General features: G+C 55.1%; 12 protein-coding genes. 6 read left to right on the top strand and 6 right to left on the bottom strand.

The window, feature by feature from the left end; all coding sequences use genetic code 11:
• Positions 1 to 16 precede the first annotated feature (16 nt).
• The gene (nirD, locus tag JGF26_RS18530) at positions 17 to 343 is read right to left on the bottom strand and encodes a nitrite reductase small subunit NirD (RefSeq protein WP_028018009.1); all 327 of its coding nucleotides are present in this window, start codon (positions 341 to 343) and stop codon (positions 17 to 19) included.
• Positions 340 to 2,883, bottom strand: coding sequence for a nitrite reductase large subunit NirB (nirB, locus tag JGF26_RS18525; protein WP_134708546.1), 2,544 nt, complete (start codon positions 2,881 to 2,883; stop codon positions 340 to 342). Before nirB ends, nirD begins: the two co-directional genes overlap by 4 nt.
• Positions 2,884 to 3,122: 239 nt before the next feature.
• On the opposite strand from nirB, the gene JGF26_RS18520 reads away from it, so the two are divergent.
• Positions 3,123 to 4,424, top strand: coding sequence for a cytosine deaminase (locus JGF26_RS18520; protein WP_049007356.1), 1,302 nt, complete (start codon positions 3,123 to 3,125; stop codon positions 4,422 to 4,424).
• Between the two features lie 17 nt (positions 4,425 to 4,441).
• On the opposite strand, the gene tsgA is transcribed toward JGF26_RS18520, so the two are convergent.
• Positions 4,442 to 5,626: an MFS transporter TsgA gene (gene tsgA, locus JGF26_RS18515; RefSeq protein ID WP_108091114.1), complete on the bottom strand. Its 1,185-nt coding sequence runs from the start codon at positions 5,624 to 5,626 to the stop codon at positions 4,442 to 4,444.
• A 277-nt stretch (positions 5,627 to 5,903) separates the two neighbouring features.
• Between tsgA and ppiA the strand changes: the two genes are divergently transcribed.
• From ppiA to JGF26_RS18495, 4 genes are all read left to right on the top strand, one after another.
• On the top strand, positions 5,904 to 6,476 hold the full coding sequence (gene ppiA / locus JGF26_RS18510) for a peptidylprolyl isomerase A (protein ID WP_023309471.1): 573 nt from the start codon (positions 5,904 to 5,906) through the stop codon (positions 6,474 to 6,476).
• A gap of 104 nt (positions 6,477 to 6,580) precedes the next feature.
• Positions 6,581 to 7,165, top strand: a complete 585-nt coding sequence (locus JGF26_RS18505; protein WP_108091113.1) for a putative adenosine monophosphate-protein transferase Fic — start codon at positions 6,581 to 6,583, stop codon at positions 7,163 to 7,165.
• 29 nt (positions 7,166 to 7,194) lie between these two features.
• The gene (pabA, locus tag JGF26_RS18500) at positions 7,195 to 7,758 is read left to right on the top strand and encodes an aminodeoxychorismate synthase component 2 (protein ID WP_128348347.1); all 564 of its coding nucleotides are present in this window, start codon (positions 7,195 to 7,197) and stop codon (positions 7,756 to 7,758) included.
• An 86-nt stretch (positions 7,759 to 7,844) separates the two neighbouring features.
• Positions 7,845 to 9,065 carry an aspartate aminotransferase family protein gene (locus tag JGF26_RS18495; protein WP_028018003.1) on the top strand — a complete coding sequence of 407 codons (1,221 nt, stop codon included), beginning with the start codon at positions 7,845 to 7,847 and terminating at the stop codon, positions 9,063 to 9,065.
• Here the strand turns inward: JGF26_RS18495 and JGF26_RS18490 are convergent.
• Positions 9,062 to 11,149, bottom strand: a complete 2,088-nt coding sequence (locus JGF26_RS18490; protein WP_049007352.1) for a YccS/YhfK family putative transporter — start codon at positions 11,147 to 11,149, stop codon at positions 9,062 to 9,064. The two genes, JGF26_RS18495 and JGF26_RS18490, sit on opposite strands and share 4 nt — an antisense overlap.
• 57 nt (positions 11,150 to 11,206) lie before the next feature.
• Positions 11,207 to 11,839 (bottom strand): cAMP-activated global transcriptional regulator CRP, encoded by a 633-nt coding sequence (crp, locus tag JGF26_RS18485; protein WP_000242758.1) that lies wholly within the window; start codon positions 11,837 to 11,839, stop codon positions 11,207 to 11,209.
• 311 nt (positions 11,840 to 12,150) lie between these two features.
• Here crp and JGF26_RS18480 point away from each other — a divergent pair, with 311 nt between their 5' ends.
• Complete coding sequence (locus JGF26_RS18480; RefSeq protein ID WP_028018001.1) at positions 12,151 to 12,555, top strand: OsmC family protein; 405 nt, start codon at positions 12,151 to 12,153, stop codon at positions 12,553 to 12,555.
• Positions 12,556 to 12,621: 66 nt separating this feature from the next.
• Here the strand turns inward: JGF26_RS18480 and JGF26_RS18475 are convergent, their stop codons facing one another.
• Positions 12,622 to 13,491: a phosphoribulokinase gene (locus JGF26_RS18475; protein ID WP_028018000.1), complete on the bottom strand. Its 870-nt coding sequence runs from the start codon at positions 13,489 to 13,491 to the stop codon at positions 12,622 to 12,624.
• Positions 13,492 to 13,520 lie beyond the last annotated feature (29 nt).

Here is a 13,520-nt window from a genome sequence, read left to right as displayed (position 1 = left end):
CCTAAAAGGGCGGAGGTTAGCCTTTCAGCTGCACCATGCCGTCCTTCACGCGGGCGTCGTAGTGCTTCACAGAGCGGCTCTCATCTTCCATGCAATAGCCATCGCTTAAGCGGAAACGCTGCTTTTTCAACGGGCTTGCGACCCACAGCTCGCCCTGATGCTCGGCAATCAACCCGCGGGACAGCACGCTGGCCTCGAAGAACGGATCGATATTGCTGATGGCAAAAACCTGTTCATCATGGCGAGGACGGAAAATCGCGACCTGCTCTTTACCCAGCAGCGCGCAGACGCCGGTGGCAGGCAGGATGTCGTTAATATTGCAGATGTTTACCCACTGGCTCATGCGTTTTCCTCCACCAGAGTCACCGGAATACGTTCATAAGGCGTCGCCGGACGATGTTGTTCGCGCTCTGCCACAACCTGCACGTTCGGGTCGCGCTGGGTGCTGTTGATAAAGTGTTTGAAGCGCGTCTGTGCAGCCGGGGTGTTCACGGTTTCAGTCCATTCGCAAATCACCGCGTCGCGCAGGCGAGCCATCTCGGCTTCAAGCTGTTCGTTTAGACCCAGTTTGTCGTCGATGATGACTGACTTCAGGTAGTCGATGCCGCCTTCCAGGTTGTCCAGCCAGGAAGCGGTACGGGTCAGCTTGTCGGCGGTACGGATGTAGAACATCATGAAGCGGTCGAGATACTGAATCAGCGTATCGTGGTCGAGATCCGCTGCCAGCAGGTCTGCGTGACGGGGTTTCATCCCGCCGTTACCGCACACGTACAGGTTCCAGCCTTTCTCGGTGGCGATAATGCCAACGTCTTTACCCTGCGCTTCCGCACATTCGCGGGTACAGCCAGAGACGCCAAACTTCATTTTGTGTGGGGTACGGATGCCTTTGAAGCGGTTTTCCAGCTCCACGCCGAAGCCCACGCTGTCGCCGACGCCGTAACGGCACCAGGTGCTGCCCACGCAGGTTTTGGCCATACGCAGCGCTTTGGCATACGCGTGGCCGGTTTCGAAGCCCGCTTCAATCAGCTGACGCCAGATTTCTGGTAGATCGTCCTTCTGCGCACCAAACAGGCCGATACGCTGGGAACCGGTAATTTTGGTGTACAGGTTAAATTCACGTGCGATGCGACCTACGGCGACCAGCCCTTCCGGGGTGATTTCGCCACCGGCAGAGCGTGGGATAACGGAATATGTCCCGTCTTTCTGGATGTTTGCCAGGAAGTTGTCGTTGGTGTCCTGAAGCGGCGTATGTTCTGGTTTGAGAACGTACTCATTCCAGCAGGAGGCCAGCAGAGAACCGACGGTCGGTTTACACACTTCGCAGCCATAACCCTGGCCGTGTTTTGCCAGCAGTTCGTCGAAGGATTTGATGCCCTCCACGCGGATCAGATGGTAAAGCTCCTGGCGAGAGTAAGAGAAGTGTTCGCACAGATTGTTGTTCACTTCGATGCCCTGTTTCGCCAGTTCGGCGTTCAGCACCTGGGTGACCAGTGGAATACAACCGCCGCAGCCGGTACCGGCTTTGGTTTCTGCTTTCAGCACCGCCACGGTGTGGCAACCTTTGTTGATAGCGGAAATCAACATGCCTTTGGTGACGTCGAAGCAGGAGCAAATCTGCGCGCTGTCCGGCAGTTTATCGACACCGATAGACGGCTTGCCGCTGGAGGCATGAGCAGGCAGGATCAGGGCGTCCGGGTTTTCCGGCAGCTCGATGGCGTTCAGCACCAGTTGCAGCAGGTTGCCGTAATCGCTGGTGTCACCCACCAGCACCGCGCCGAGAAGAGTTTTATTATCCTGGCTGACGATGAGTCGTTTGTAGACCTCTTTGCTTTCGTCGAGGTAGACGTAGCTGCGCGAGTTCGGGGTACGACCGTGCGCATCGCCAATACCGCCAACGTCTACGCCCAGCAGCTTCAGCTTGGCGCTCATGTCTGCGCCTTCGAAGGCGTTCTCCGTTCCAAGGATATGGTCAACGGCAACCTGCGCCATTTTGTAGCCGGGGGCGACCAGCCCGTACACGCGGTTGTTCCAGCTGGCGCACTCGCCAATTGCGTAGATGTCCGGGTCAGAGGTCTGGCAGGTATCGTTAATCATGATACCACCGCGCTGAGCAACGGCCAGTCCACACTGGTTAGCCAGCTTGTCGCGCGGACGAATACCGGTGGAGAAGACGATAAAGTCCACTTCAAGCTCGCTGCCGTCGGCAAAACGCATGGTTTTGCGCGCTTCAGTGCCTTCCTGGACGATCTCTTTGGTGTTTTTGCTGGTGTGAACCTTCACGCCCATGCTTTCGATTTTACGACGTAACTGGTCACCACCCATGTGGTCCAGCTGCTCGGCCATCAGCATCGGGGCAAATTCGATGACGTGAGTTTCAACGCCGAGGTTTTTCAGTGCGCCTGCGGCTTCCAGACCCAGCAGGCCGCCACCAACTACTGCACCGCGTTTGCTGCGACGTGCACAGTTTTCAATGGCTTTGAGGTCTTCAATGGTACGGTAGACGAAGCAATCCTGGGTTTCCGAGCCTTTGATTGGCGGGATCCACGGATAGGAGCCCGTCGCCATGATCAGCTTGTCGTAAAAAACCGTGCGTCCGGCGCTGGAGTGGATCACTTTTTCCTGGCGGTTGATGGTGATAGCGCGTTCTCCCACCAGTACTTTTACGCCATGCTTCTCGTAGAAACCCTCACGCACCAGAGAGAGCTCTTCAGCGGTATGATGTGAGAAGTAGGAAGACAGGTGCACACGGTCGTACGCCTTGCGGGGTTCTTCACAGAACACGGTAATGTCGAACTGGGCAGCGTCAGCTTTATCGAGAAGATCCTCAATAAAGCGGTGGCCGACCATGCCGTTACCGATGATAGCGAGTCTGACTTTGCTCATTATTGCCTCGATTTCTTTTCTATTACTGCCTACCTTAACGATTCAGCTATGGCGATTATTGATGCAAATCAAATACGTCTTCGCCTACTCCTTAGGTGGTATGCGACTGATTTGTCAGGGTTTTTATAAGTGGCGGAAATCGAAGGCTTTTCGTTGTCGTTGAATTTGTGTACAACTCAGGGACGATCGTTGAAAAATCGGTACGCCTGAATATCAGCTGCGTTTTTTAGGGGAAAGGTATGTCTACAACACCGTTATGGCTTGTTCAGAATGTTCGTTTACCGGGTCGGGAAGGGCTGTGGCAACTCGCCATTGAGAACGGGCGATTTGGTGACATTACCCCAATGGACGATACCCACGCCGAAAGTTATGAAGTCTTAAATGCCCGTGGAGGGCTGGCGATCCCGCCGTTTATTGAGCCGCATATTCATCTTGATACAACCCAGACGGCAGGCGAGCCGAACTGGAACCAGTCCGGCACGCTGTTTGAAGGGATTGAGCGCTGGGCGGAGCGTAAGGCGTTGCTCAGCCATGACGATGTCAAAGCGCGTGCCTGGAAAACGCTGAAGTGGCAAATTGCCAACGGAATTCAGTTTGTCCGCACCCATGTAGATGTCTCCGACCCGACGCTTACCGCTCTTAAGGCGATGCTGGAGGTGAAACAGGAGGTTGCCCCGTGGGTGACGCTGCAAATTGTCGCGTTCCCGCAGGAAGGTATTCTTTCGTACCCGAACGGCGCGGCGCTGCTGGAAGAGGCGTTAAAACTGGGGGCTGACGTGGTGGGGGCGATCCCGCACTTCGAATTCACCCGGGAATATGGCGTGCAGTCTCTGCATATCGCCTTCGAGCTGGCGAAGAAATATGACCGCCCGCTGGATATCCACTGTGATGAAATCGACGACGAGCAGTCCCGCTTTGTGGAGACGGTCGCCACGCTGGCGTATGAGGCCGGTATTGGTGCGCAGGTAACGGCCAGCCATACCACCGCTATGCACTCTTACAACGGTGCATACACCTCGCGGCTGTTCCGACTGCTGAAGATGTCGGGCATTAACTTTGTGGCGAATCCGCTGGTGAACATTCATCTGCAGGGACGCTTTGACGACTATCCGAAGCGTCGCGGCATCACCAGGGTGAAGGAGCTGCAGGAAGCGGGCATCAACGTCTGCTTCGGCCATGATGATGTGTTTGACCCGTGGTACCCGCTCGGCACCGGCAACATGCTGCAGGTGCTGCATATGGGACTGCATGTTTGCCAGATGATGGGCTATCCGCAAATCGACAGCGGGCTGAACTTGATTACACACAACAGTGCCAGAACCTTTGGTCTGAGTGATTACGGTATCGCAACGGGGAACCCGGCAAACCTGATAATCCTGCCGGCAGAGAGCGGATTTGAAGCGGTGCGCTGCCAGGTGCCGGTGCGCTGGTCGATTCGTCAGGGGCGGATTATTGCCACCACGCAGCTGGCGCAGACGTGGATCCAGATGGACAGCGGTGGGGAAGAGGTGAGCTTTGCCAGAAACAGCCCCTCTGATTAAGCAAAGGGGCAAGGCGATTAGTGAGAAGCTGCTGCCACGTTATGCTGGCGGTGGCGGGTCACGAAGCCCAGGACGAGGCACATGATAAACACCACGGCATACAGACCGTTCGCGGTGTGCAGCGCTGCCAGAGGACCGCTGTGCGCTACAATCGGGCCCGTGACGACGAAGGTCAGCATGGTGCCGATGGTGCCGCAGGTCAGCACGAAGTTTACCAGTTTTGGCGAGGCCACTTTCGTCTGCAGCGAGCCCAGGGTAATGATGGACGTGTAAATCGCGCTGGAGAAGAAGCCCAGGGTCAGAATGAACCACGGCATATGTTCCGGCGACCCGTTAATGAACAGGTACATCAGCACGGTTGCCATGCCTGCCAGCACGGTCAGAATGCGCTGCAGGTCGAAGAAGCGCAGGATGAAGCTAAACGCCCACATGCCGAACATGTAAGACATCCAGAAATCGCTCACCAGTTTGCCCGCATCGTTCAGGCTCATGCCCAGACCTTTAGCGTATTCCGGTACCCAGGAGATAAAGCCCAACTGACCCAGGATGTAGCACAGGGCGGCAATAGAGAGGAACAGCACGCCGATACCCCATTTCTCTTTCGCGACAGGTTCTGCCGTGGTCTGCGCTTTTTTACCCAGCACCGGGAATTCACAGCCGAAGGTCAGAATAAAGATCGCCACGTAGACCAGCCCGATGCAGGCATAGACCCAGTACCACTCAATGCTGCGTGCTAGCAGAACGGCGGCAACCATCGGGAAAATCATCCCGGCCATGCTGAAGAAGGAGTCAGTAAACAGCAGACGTGCGCCGCGCTGACGGCCTTCATACATGTGGGTAATGAGGAACGTACCGATCGACATGGTGATCCCGCTGACCAGACCGAGCACAAACATGGCGGCGGAGAACAGGGCGATGCTGTGGCTCAACATCAGACCCGCCACGGCGGCGACCATCAGCACAAAGCCAAAACGCAGCTGCGTTTTCAGCGGAACAATTTCCATCAGCCAGGCATTCAGGAAGATAGAAATCAGGATCCCCGCGTTGAGGAAGGTGAAAGTGTTACTCATGCTGGATACGGGCAGCTGGAAGTAGTCTGCGATATTCCCCATCACCATCCCGGTGACGATCACCAACGCGCCGGTCAGGGCGTAGGAGAAGAAGCTGATCCATGTGAGCTTGATGCGATTGCTGTTAGTCATGTCTGGCCTGTTCAAAAAAGAAAAGCGCCCAGAGGGCGCTGAGAGCGGGCAGATTTTAGACATTAAAGTGATCCATTCATATCTTTTAAGAGAAATTAGAACTTCATTGCATTATTTTGTGTGATAGCGATCACAAAATATGGCGCTAAAGCCAACCGTTTGCGTGGTTACAACTGTTTCAAATTCGTAAAATTAGGTAAAAGGCTGGTCTCCGTTCATACTGCTCTTTAGAATCATGCCATTCGCTTTTTATACTGCGCTTTGTTAAGGAATTCTCATGCTCAAATCAACACTGGCGGCTGTCGCAGCTGTGTTTGCTCTTTCTGCCGTTTCCCCTGCTGCGCTGGCAGCAAAAGGAGATCCTCACGTCCTGCTGACCACCTCCGCCGGGAACATTGAGCTGGAGCTGAATAGCCAGAAAGCCCCTGTTTCCGTGAAAAACTTCCTCGACTACGTGAACAGTGGTTTCTATAACAACACCACTTTCCACCGCGTGATCCCGGGCTTTATGGTTCAGGGTGGCGGCTTCAATGAGCAAATGCAGCAGAAGCAGCCGAACCCGCCTATTAAAAACGAAGCGGACAACGGCCTGCTGAACAAGCGCGGCACTATCTCAATGGCGCGTACCGCAGACAAAGATAGCGCGACCAGCCAGTTCTTCCTCAACGTGGCGGATAACGCCTTCCTCGACCACGGCCAGCGTGACTTCGGTTATGCCGTCTTCGGTAAAATTGTGAAAGGGATGGATGTGGCGGACAAGATCTCTCAGGTGCCTACCCATGATGTCGGCCCATACCAGAATGTGCCGTCAAAGCCTGTCGTTATCCTCTCCGCAAAAGTTCTGCCATAACGTTTTTTGACACGGGCGTCCCCCGCCCGTGTTTTGCCCCTCCCTGCGAAAGCGCGTTTTGCTGCTTATACTTGTGGCAAACGGACTATTCAGGGAGGCGTTAAGTGAAAAAACTCACCGATAAGCGAAAATCCCGTCTCTGGGAACAGCAGCGTAACGTCAATTTTCAGGCCAGTTGCCTCCTTGAAAAAGGTAATGGTCCTTCAGAGCCCCACATTGAGACGCTGGAACTGGGGCCTTCTGCCCCCGGTTTGCCCCATCTGTGCCATATTCACCGCCATTTGTACCGCAGAGAGATGAAGCGGGCAGGCGAGTTACGTACCGACGATATTTTTAAGGGTGACATTCCTTTCTGCCATTTCGAATACATCGAGAAGATGGGTAACGAGCTGATGGCGGCGCTGGAAAGCGAAAAGTATCTCGTGGGTCTTGAGAAAGCGGCGTTTGTTGACAGAGTTAGCCACTATTACTGCGAAATCAACATGCTGCATCCGTTTATGCGCGGCAACGGTATTGCCCAACGCGTTTTCTTCGAGCAGCTGGCGATCCACGCCGGTTACACGCTGGACTGGCGTGATATCGATCCGGAGCAATGGGTGGTGGCCAACCAGAATGGCGCAATGGGGGATTTGACGGCTCTGAATACTATCTTTGCCAAAGTAGTGAGCGAAGCACGGGAAACTGAGTAGAATAGGGCGGCATTTTTTCGGGAGCCGCCATGATTCTGCTGATTGATAACTACGATTCCTTCACCTGGAACCTTTACCAGTATTTTTGTGAGCTGGGTGCAGAGGTGGTTGTCCGCCGCAACGACGACATTAGCCTGGCGGATATTGAAACACTGGCTCCGCATAAAATCGTGATTTCACCCGGCCCCTGCACCCCGTCGGAGTCGGGTATTTCGCTGGAGGTTATCCAGCACTATGCTGGCAAGCTGCCGATCCTCGGCGTCTGTCTTGGCCATCAGGCCATTGCGCAGGTGTTTGGTGCCACTATCGTGCGCGCCGCGAAAGTGATGCACGGTAAAACTTCTCCGGTCACCCACACTGGCGTTGGGGTATTCACCGGGCTCAATAATCCGTTAACCGTGACGCGCTACCATTCACTGGTGATTGACCCGTCGACGCTGCCTGACTGCTTTGAGGTGACCGCCTGGAGCGATACGCAGGAGATCATGGGGATTCGTCACCGCGAATGGGATCTCGAAGGCGTACAGTTCCACCCGGAAAGCATCCTCAGCGAGCAGGGCCACGCGCTGCTGGCAAATTTCCTTAAACGCTGAATATTGATTGCCTTGTCGTGATTTTTTATGCATATTTTGTGATTATATTTTCACAATCAATGTGACATAAAATGGATGGGCATGACATGGCAACTGAACAACCTGCAATTACCCGCGCAACATTTGATGAAGTGATTCTGCCGATTTATGCACCGGCTGAGTTTATCCCGGTAAAAGGAAAAGGCAGCCGCGTCTGGGATCAGCAGGGCAAAGAGTATGTTGATTTCGCGGGCGGTATTGCAGTGACGGCGCTGGGCCATTGCCATCCTGCCCTGGTTGAGGCGCTGAAAACCCAGGGCGAAACGCTCTGGCACACCAGCAACGTTTTTACCAACGAGCCGGCGTTACGCCTCGGCCGCAAGATTATTGATGCGACGTTTGCCGAGCGCGTGCTGTTCATGAACTCGGGCACCGAAGCAAACGAAACCGCCTTCAAGCTGGCGCGCTACTACGCAACCACGCGGCACAGCCCGTACAAAACCAAAATCATTGCCTTCCACAATGCCTTCCACGGACGCTCCTTCTTTACCGTCTCCGTCGGCGGCCAGCCGAAGTATTCCGACGGATTTGGCCCGAAACCGGCCGACATCGTCCATGTGCCGTTTAACGATCTGCATGCGGTGAAAGCGGTGATGGACGACCACACCTGCGCGGTTGTTGTCGAGCCGATCCAGGGTGAAGGCGGCGTGACGGCGGCGACGCCGGAATTCCTGAAAGGCCTGCGTGCGCTGTGCGATGAGCATCAGGCGCTGCTGGTGTTTGATGAAGTGCAATGCGGGATGGGACGTACCGGCGATTTGTTTGCCTATATGCACTACGGCGTGACGCCGGATATTCTCACCAGCGCCAAAGCGCTCGGCGGTGGTTTCCCGGTGAGTGCGGTACTGACGACTCAGGAGATTGCCTCCGCGTTCCACGTTGGTTCTCACGGTTCCACCTATGGCGGGAACCCGCTGGCGAGTGCCGTGGCGGGCGCGGCATTTGATATTATCAATACACCTGAGGTTCTGAACGGCGTCAGCGCCAAGCGCGAGCTGTTTGTGAAACACCTGCAGCAGATTGACGATCGGTTTGACGTGTTCAGCGAGATCCGCGGGATGGGGCTGCTGATCGGTGCCGAGCTGAAACCGCAGTACAAAGGTCGCGCGCGCGATTTCCTGCATGCCGCCGCCCGCGAAGGGGTGATGGTGCTGAACGCGGGACCGGATGTGATGCGTTTTGCACCGTCGCTGGTGGTAGAAGACAAAGACATTGAAGATGGATTAACCCGTTTTGCCGCGGCAGTCGAGAAAATCGTAAAAGGTTAATACTCCGTCCGCTTTAATATCCGCGTTAACCAAATCCCGTGATGCGGACGCTGACGCCATGCCACCGACGAAATGGTGTGCATGGTGTTCAGATGCCCCAGAATGCGCTGTAAATGCTGCTCCAGCGTGCTCATTGGCCCGTGGGTTAACGTCTCCGGCGCTTCCAGAATATTCGAGTCGCCCGACTCGCCCGGCGCGTCATACTCTAGGCGCTGCTGACACCGCTGTAAGGCAATTTCACACGACTGCAAATAGCGCTGCGCCAGATCCGGCGTCAGCATCGTGTGCTCGCGCGCCAGCGTGGTCATGGCGTTAATGTGCTCGACGATAAACTGGCTGTGCGTCACCCAGAGCTTCATATCCGCCAGATAGTGCGAGTTAAAGCCCGGCTCCTGCATCGCCTGGTTGAGCGAGTTAAACAGGGCATTGTGCGCCTGGTTAACCTTCATCCGCTGATACGCCAGCGGGGAGGGTTGCGGATCGTCGCTCAGGATCAGACGAATGGCCTGCTGGTCGGCCTCCAGCGCGTCGTGGGCGTTCTGGCGCAACAGTCCGCTTTGCCATTGCGGCCACAGCCAGACCATGCCGCCAAAGGCAATCAGACAGCCAATCAGGGTATCGATCAGTCTGGCGACAATAAATTGTTCGCCATTGAGCGTGAGCAGTTGCAGGGTGTATACCGCCGTTACCGTAAAGCCCACCATCGCCCAGCCATAGTTTTTGCGGATAATCAGGTAGCTCACCAGCGTAATTATCAGCATTCCCGCCAGGGTATAACCTTCCGGCACGTGAAAGTGCAGCGTGACGCCCGCAATAATCAGCCCGGCCATCGTTCCCCCCGCCCGGTGCAGAATACGCACGCGCGTGGCGCCATAGCCGTTCTGGGTGACAAACAGCACGGTCATTAAGATCCAGTAGGGTTTAGGTAGATGCAGCGCCATGCCCATCAGGCTGGCGGTACTGAGCATGACGCTAATCCGTGCGGCGTTGCGCAGAGCGGACGATTTAAGAGACAGATAGCTTCTGAGCGCCGGCAATAACGGCAGACGTTTTTGTTTATCCGCCATGAGATCGCGGGGATAAAGCGGGCGTTGGGTGCGCAACACGCGGGCGATACGGCTGAAATGCCAGGCGGCAAACTGGCCCACCGGGTTGTCCTCATGCTGGCGGGCGATTTTCTCCAGCGCGCCGAGTTGTTTGTCCATGTTAAAACGCGTGGGATAGCGGTGATATAAAATGTCATCAGCCAGCACCCGCAGACGCGCAGAGACGGTTTGCGCATTCCAGCGGATCACCGCTTCGGCATGGCTGCGCTCGACCAGCTTTTGCACCTCCTGAGGATGATGCAGGCTCACGGAGATATGTTCTTGCAGATCCAGCCCCACCTGGAAGATACGCAGCAGCCGTTTGTATTCGTGATTCTTGTTGGCGGCGAGCATGTGTAGTTGCTGATAACACTGGCTTATCAGATCCACCACCTTTTGCTGGCGCGTCAGCAGCGGCGGTAACGATTTTTCCGGATCGGTATGCTGGGTGAGCAGGGTGTATTTGGCCTCGCAGTAATCCGCAAGTTGCACATAGAGCAGGCTCAATGATTCACGCAGGGGCTGTTCCCGCCACAGCCAGAACCAGAACCAGTTAAACAGCCCATACCACAGCGTACCCAGGGCGTAGATCAGTAGCGGCTCCCACACCGGCATGTTACCCGCGAGGCTCAGCGTGAAGATGGCCGCTATCAGTGAGGCGGGAAGCAGGCGCGCATGAAGGGAACTGATTTCGGCGGTGACGCCGAGCGTCATCGCCAGCACGGTCAGGATTAACGGCAGCGGAATATCGCGGGCGAGTAAGAGCTGCACGGCGAGGCTACAGCCAGCAAACAGCGAGCCGCCAATAATCAGACGTTTAAAAAAGCGCTTATGCGGTGTGTCCAGGCCAGCAATGTTGCAGCAGGCGGGCACGAGAGAAAACAGCAGACCTTGCTGAAGATGTCCGAGGATCAGGCCGATGGCTACAGGAAGACACAACACCAGCGTTTGTCGCAGTGCATAGTTAACTTCCGGGTGATAAATCAGCCTGCGCCACATGGGGAAGAGAGACAAAAACGGCGTGACACCTTGCGATGGCACGCCGTTTGAGTGGAATTAACGCGTTCCGTAGACCACGATGGTTTTACCGTGGGCGGAGATCAGGTTCTGATCTTCCAGCATTTTCAGAATACGGCCCACTGTTTCACGGGAGCAGCCGACGATCTGGCCGATCTCCTGACGGGTAATTTTAATCTGCATGCCGTCAGGGTGGGTCATCGCATCGGGTTGTTTTGCCAGGTTAAGCAGAGTCTGCGCGATACGACCGGTAACGTCCAGGAAGGCGAGGTTACCCACTTTCTCAGATGTAACCTGCAGACGGCGAGCCATCTGGGAAGAAAGACGCATCAGGATATCAGGGTTAACCTGAATCAACTGACGGAATTTCTTGTAAGAAATTTCAGCCACTTCACATGCTGTCTTTGCACGAACCCAGGCACTACGTTCCTGGCCTTCTTCAAACAGGCCCAGTTCACCGATGAAATCGCCCTGGTTCAGATAAGAAAGGATCATCTCTTTCCCTTCTTCATCTTTGATCAGCACTGCCACCGAGCCTTTTACGATGTAATACAACGTTTCCGCTTTTTCACCCTGGTGAATCAGCGTGCTCTTCGATGGGTACTTATGAATGTGGCAATGAGACAAGAACCATTCGAGAGTCGGGTCTGTTTGCGGTTTGCCAAGCACCATGCGCTGTTATCCTCTGTTATAAGCTGTCACCAGAGTCATCAGATGCATCCGGACTCTGGGGTTGCAATCGAATTCTTACCCATACCCTGGGAAGTCGGCTATCGTAACGTTTCGCAGCCAGTAAAGTTTGATGTCCTCTGCATACATGTGTAACGTCAATGTATTACTGTAGCATCCTGAGTGTTTTAGCATAGCTTTCGCCGCGTGTCTCCTGGTGTCTCGCTTCAGCATGATGCAGGTCGCCTTCCATTGCGAGAAATGTAACGCACGCGTAATCTGTCACCAAAAATGCAACGTTGGAGTTAATGAATATGCAAGCGCGCGTGAAATGGGTTGAAGGTTTAACGTTCCTGGGCGAGTCCGCTTCAGGGCACCAGGTTTTGATGGATGGTAACTCCGGCGATAAAGCACCAAGCCCGATGGAGATGGTATTGATGGCTGCCGGTGGATGCAGCGCGATTGATGTGGTGTCGATTCTGCAAAAAGGCCGTCATGATGTAACGGATTGCGAAGTTAAACTCACGTCGGAACGCCGTGAAGAGGCACCACGCCTGTTCACCCATATTAACCTGCACTTTGTAGTCACCGGTAAAGACCTGAAAGACGCGGCCGTTTCACGCGCGGTGGACCTGTCTGCGGAGAAATACTGCTCTGTGGCGTTAATGCTGGAGAAAGCGGTAAAAATCACGCATTCGTATGAAGTGATCGAGGCGTGATTGATGGGGCATCGTGCGTGTTGATGCCCTCACCCTAACCCTCTCCCACCGGGAGAGGGAATATGATCACGCAATCTGCTTCCCTTCCATCAACCGCTGTACCAGCGGCGTCATGATGAGCTCCATCGCCAGCCCCATTTTTCCGCCCGGCACCACTAATGTATTCATGTGCGAAATAAACGAGCCCTGCAGCATGGCCAGCAGCCAGGGGTAATCAATGCCTTCGAGGTTGCGGAAATGGATCACCACAAAGCTCTCATCCAGCGACGGGATGCTTTTGGCCGCGAATGGGTTGGAGGTGTCGACTGTCGGTACTCGCTGGAAGTTAATATGGGTACGGGAGAATTGCGGCGTCAGGAAGTTGATGTAATCCTCCATGGAGCGCACCACGGAGTCCATGACCGCTTCTCGTGAATGGCCGCGCTCGCTCATGTCACGCGTCAGCTTCTGGATCCACTCCAGGTTCACGATCGGTACCACGCCAACCAGCAAATCCACATGGCGCGCCACGTCGTGATGGGGAGTTACCACGCCGCCATGCAGCCCTTCATAAAACAGCACGTCAGTGGGTTCCGGCAGGGGTTGCCAGGGAGTAAAGGTGCCCGGTACCTGGTTCCATGGCACGGCTTCATCGTAAGTATGCAGATACTTGCGGGATTGCCCTGTGCCGCTCTTGCCATACTCGACGAAGGTTTGCTCCAGCAGGCCGAAGTCATTGGCTTCCGGGCCAAAGTAGCTGATGTGTTTACCCAGATCGCGCGCTTTACGGATGGCCATGTCCATCTCCGGGCGCGTATAGCGGTGAAAGCTGTCGCCTTCGACCTCCGCCGCACGGAGATTCAGCTGGGCGAAAATCTTGCGAAATGCGAGGCTGGTGGTGGTGGTTCCCGCACCACTCGACCCCGTAACGGCAATAACCGGATGTCTGGCAGACATAGCAACTCCCTGACTGGAAAGGTTGAAAG

This window comes from Enterobacter sp. E1 (assembly GCF_016809815.1).
Lineage (GTDB): Bacteria > Pseudomonadota > Gammaproteobacteria > Enterobacterales > Enterobacteriaceae > Enterobacter > Enterobacter adelaidei.
The sequence above is the reverse complement of the archived record's forward strand: the minus strand, read 5'-3'. Positions and strand labels throughout refer to the sequence as shown.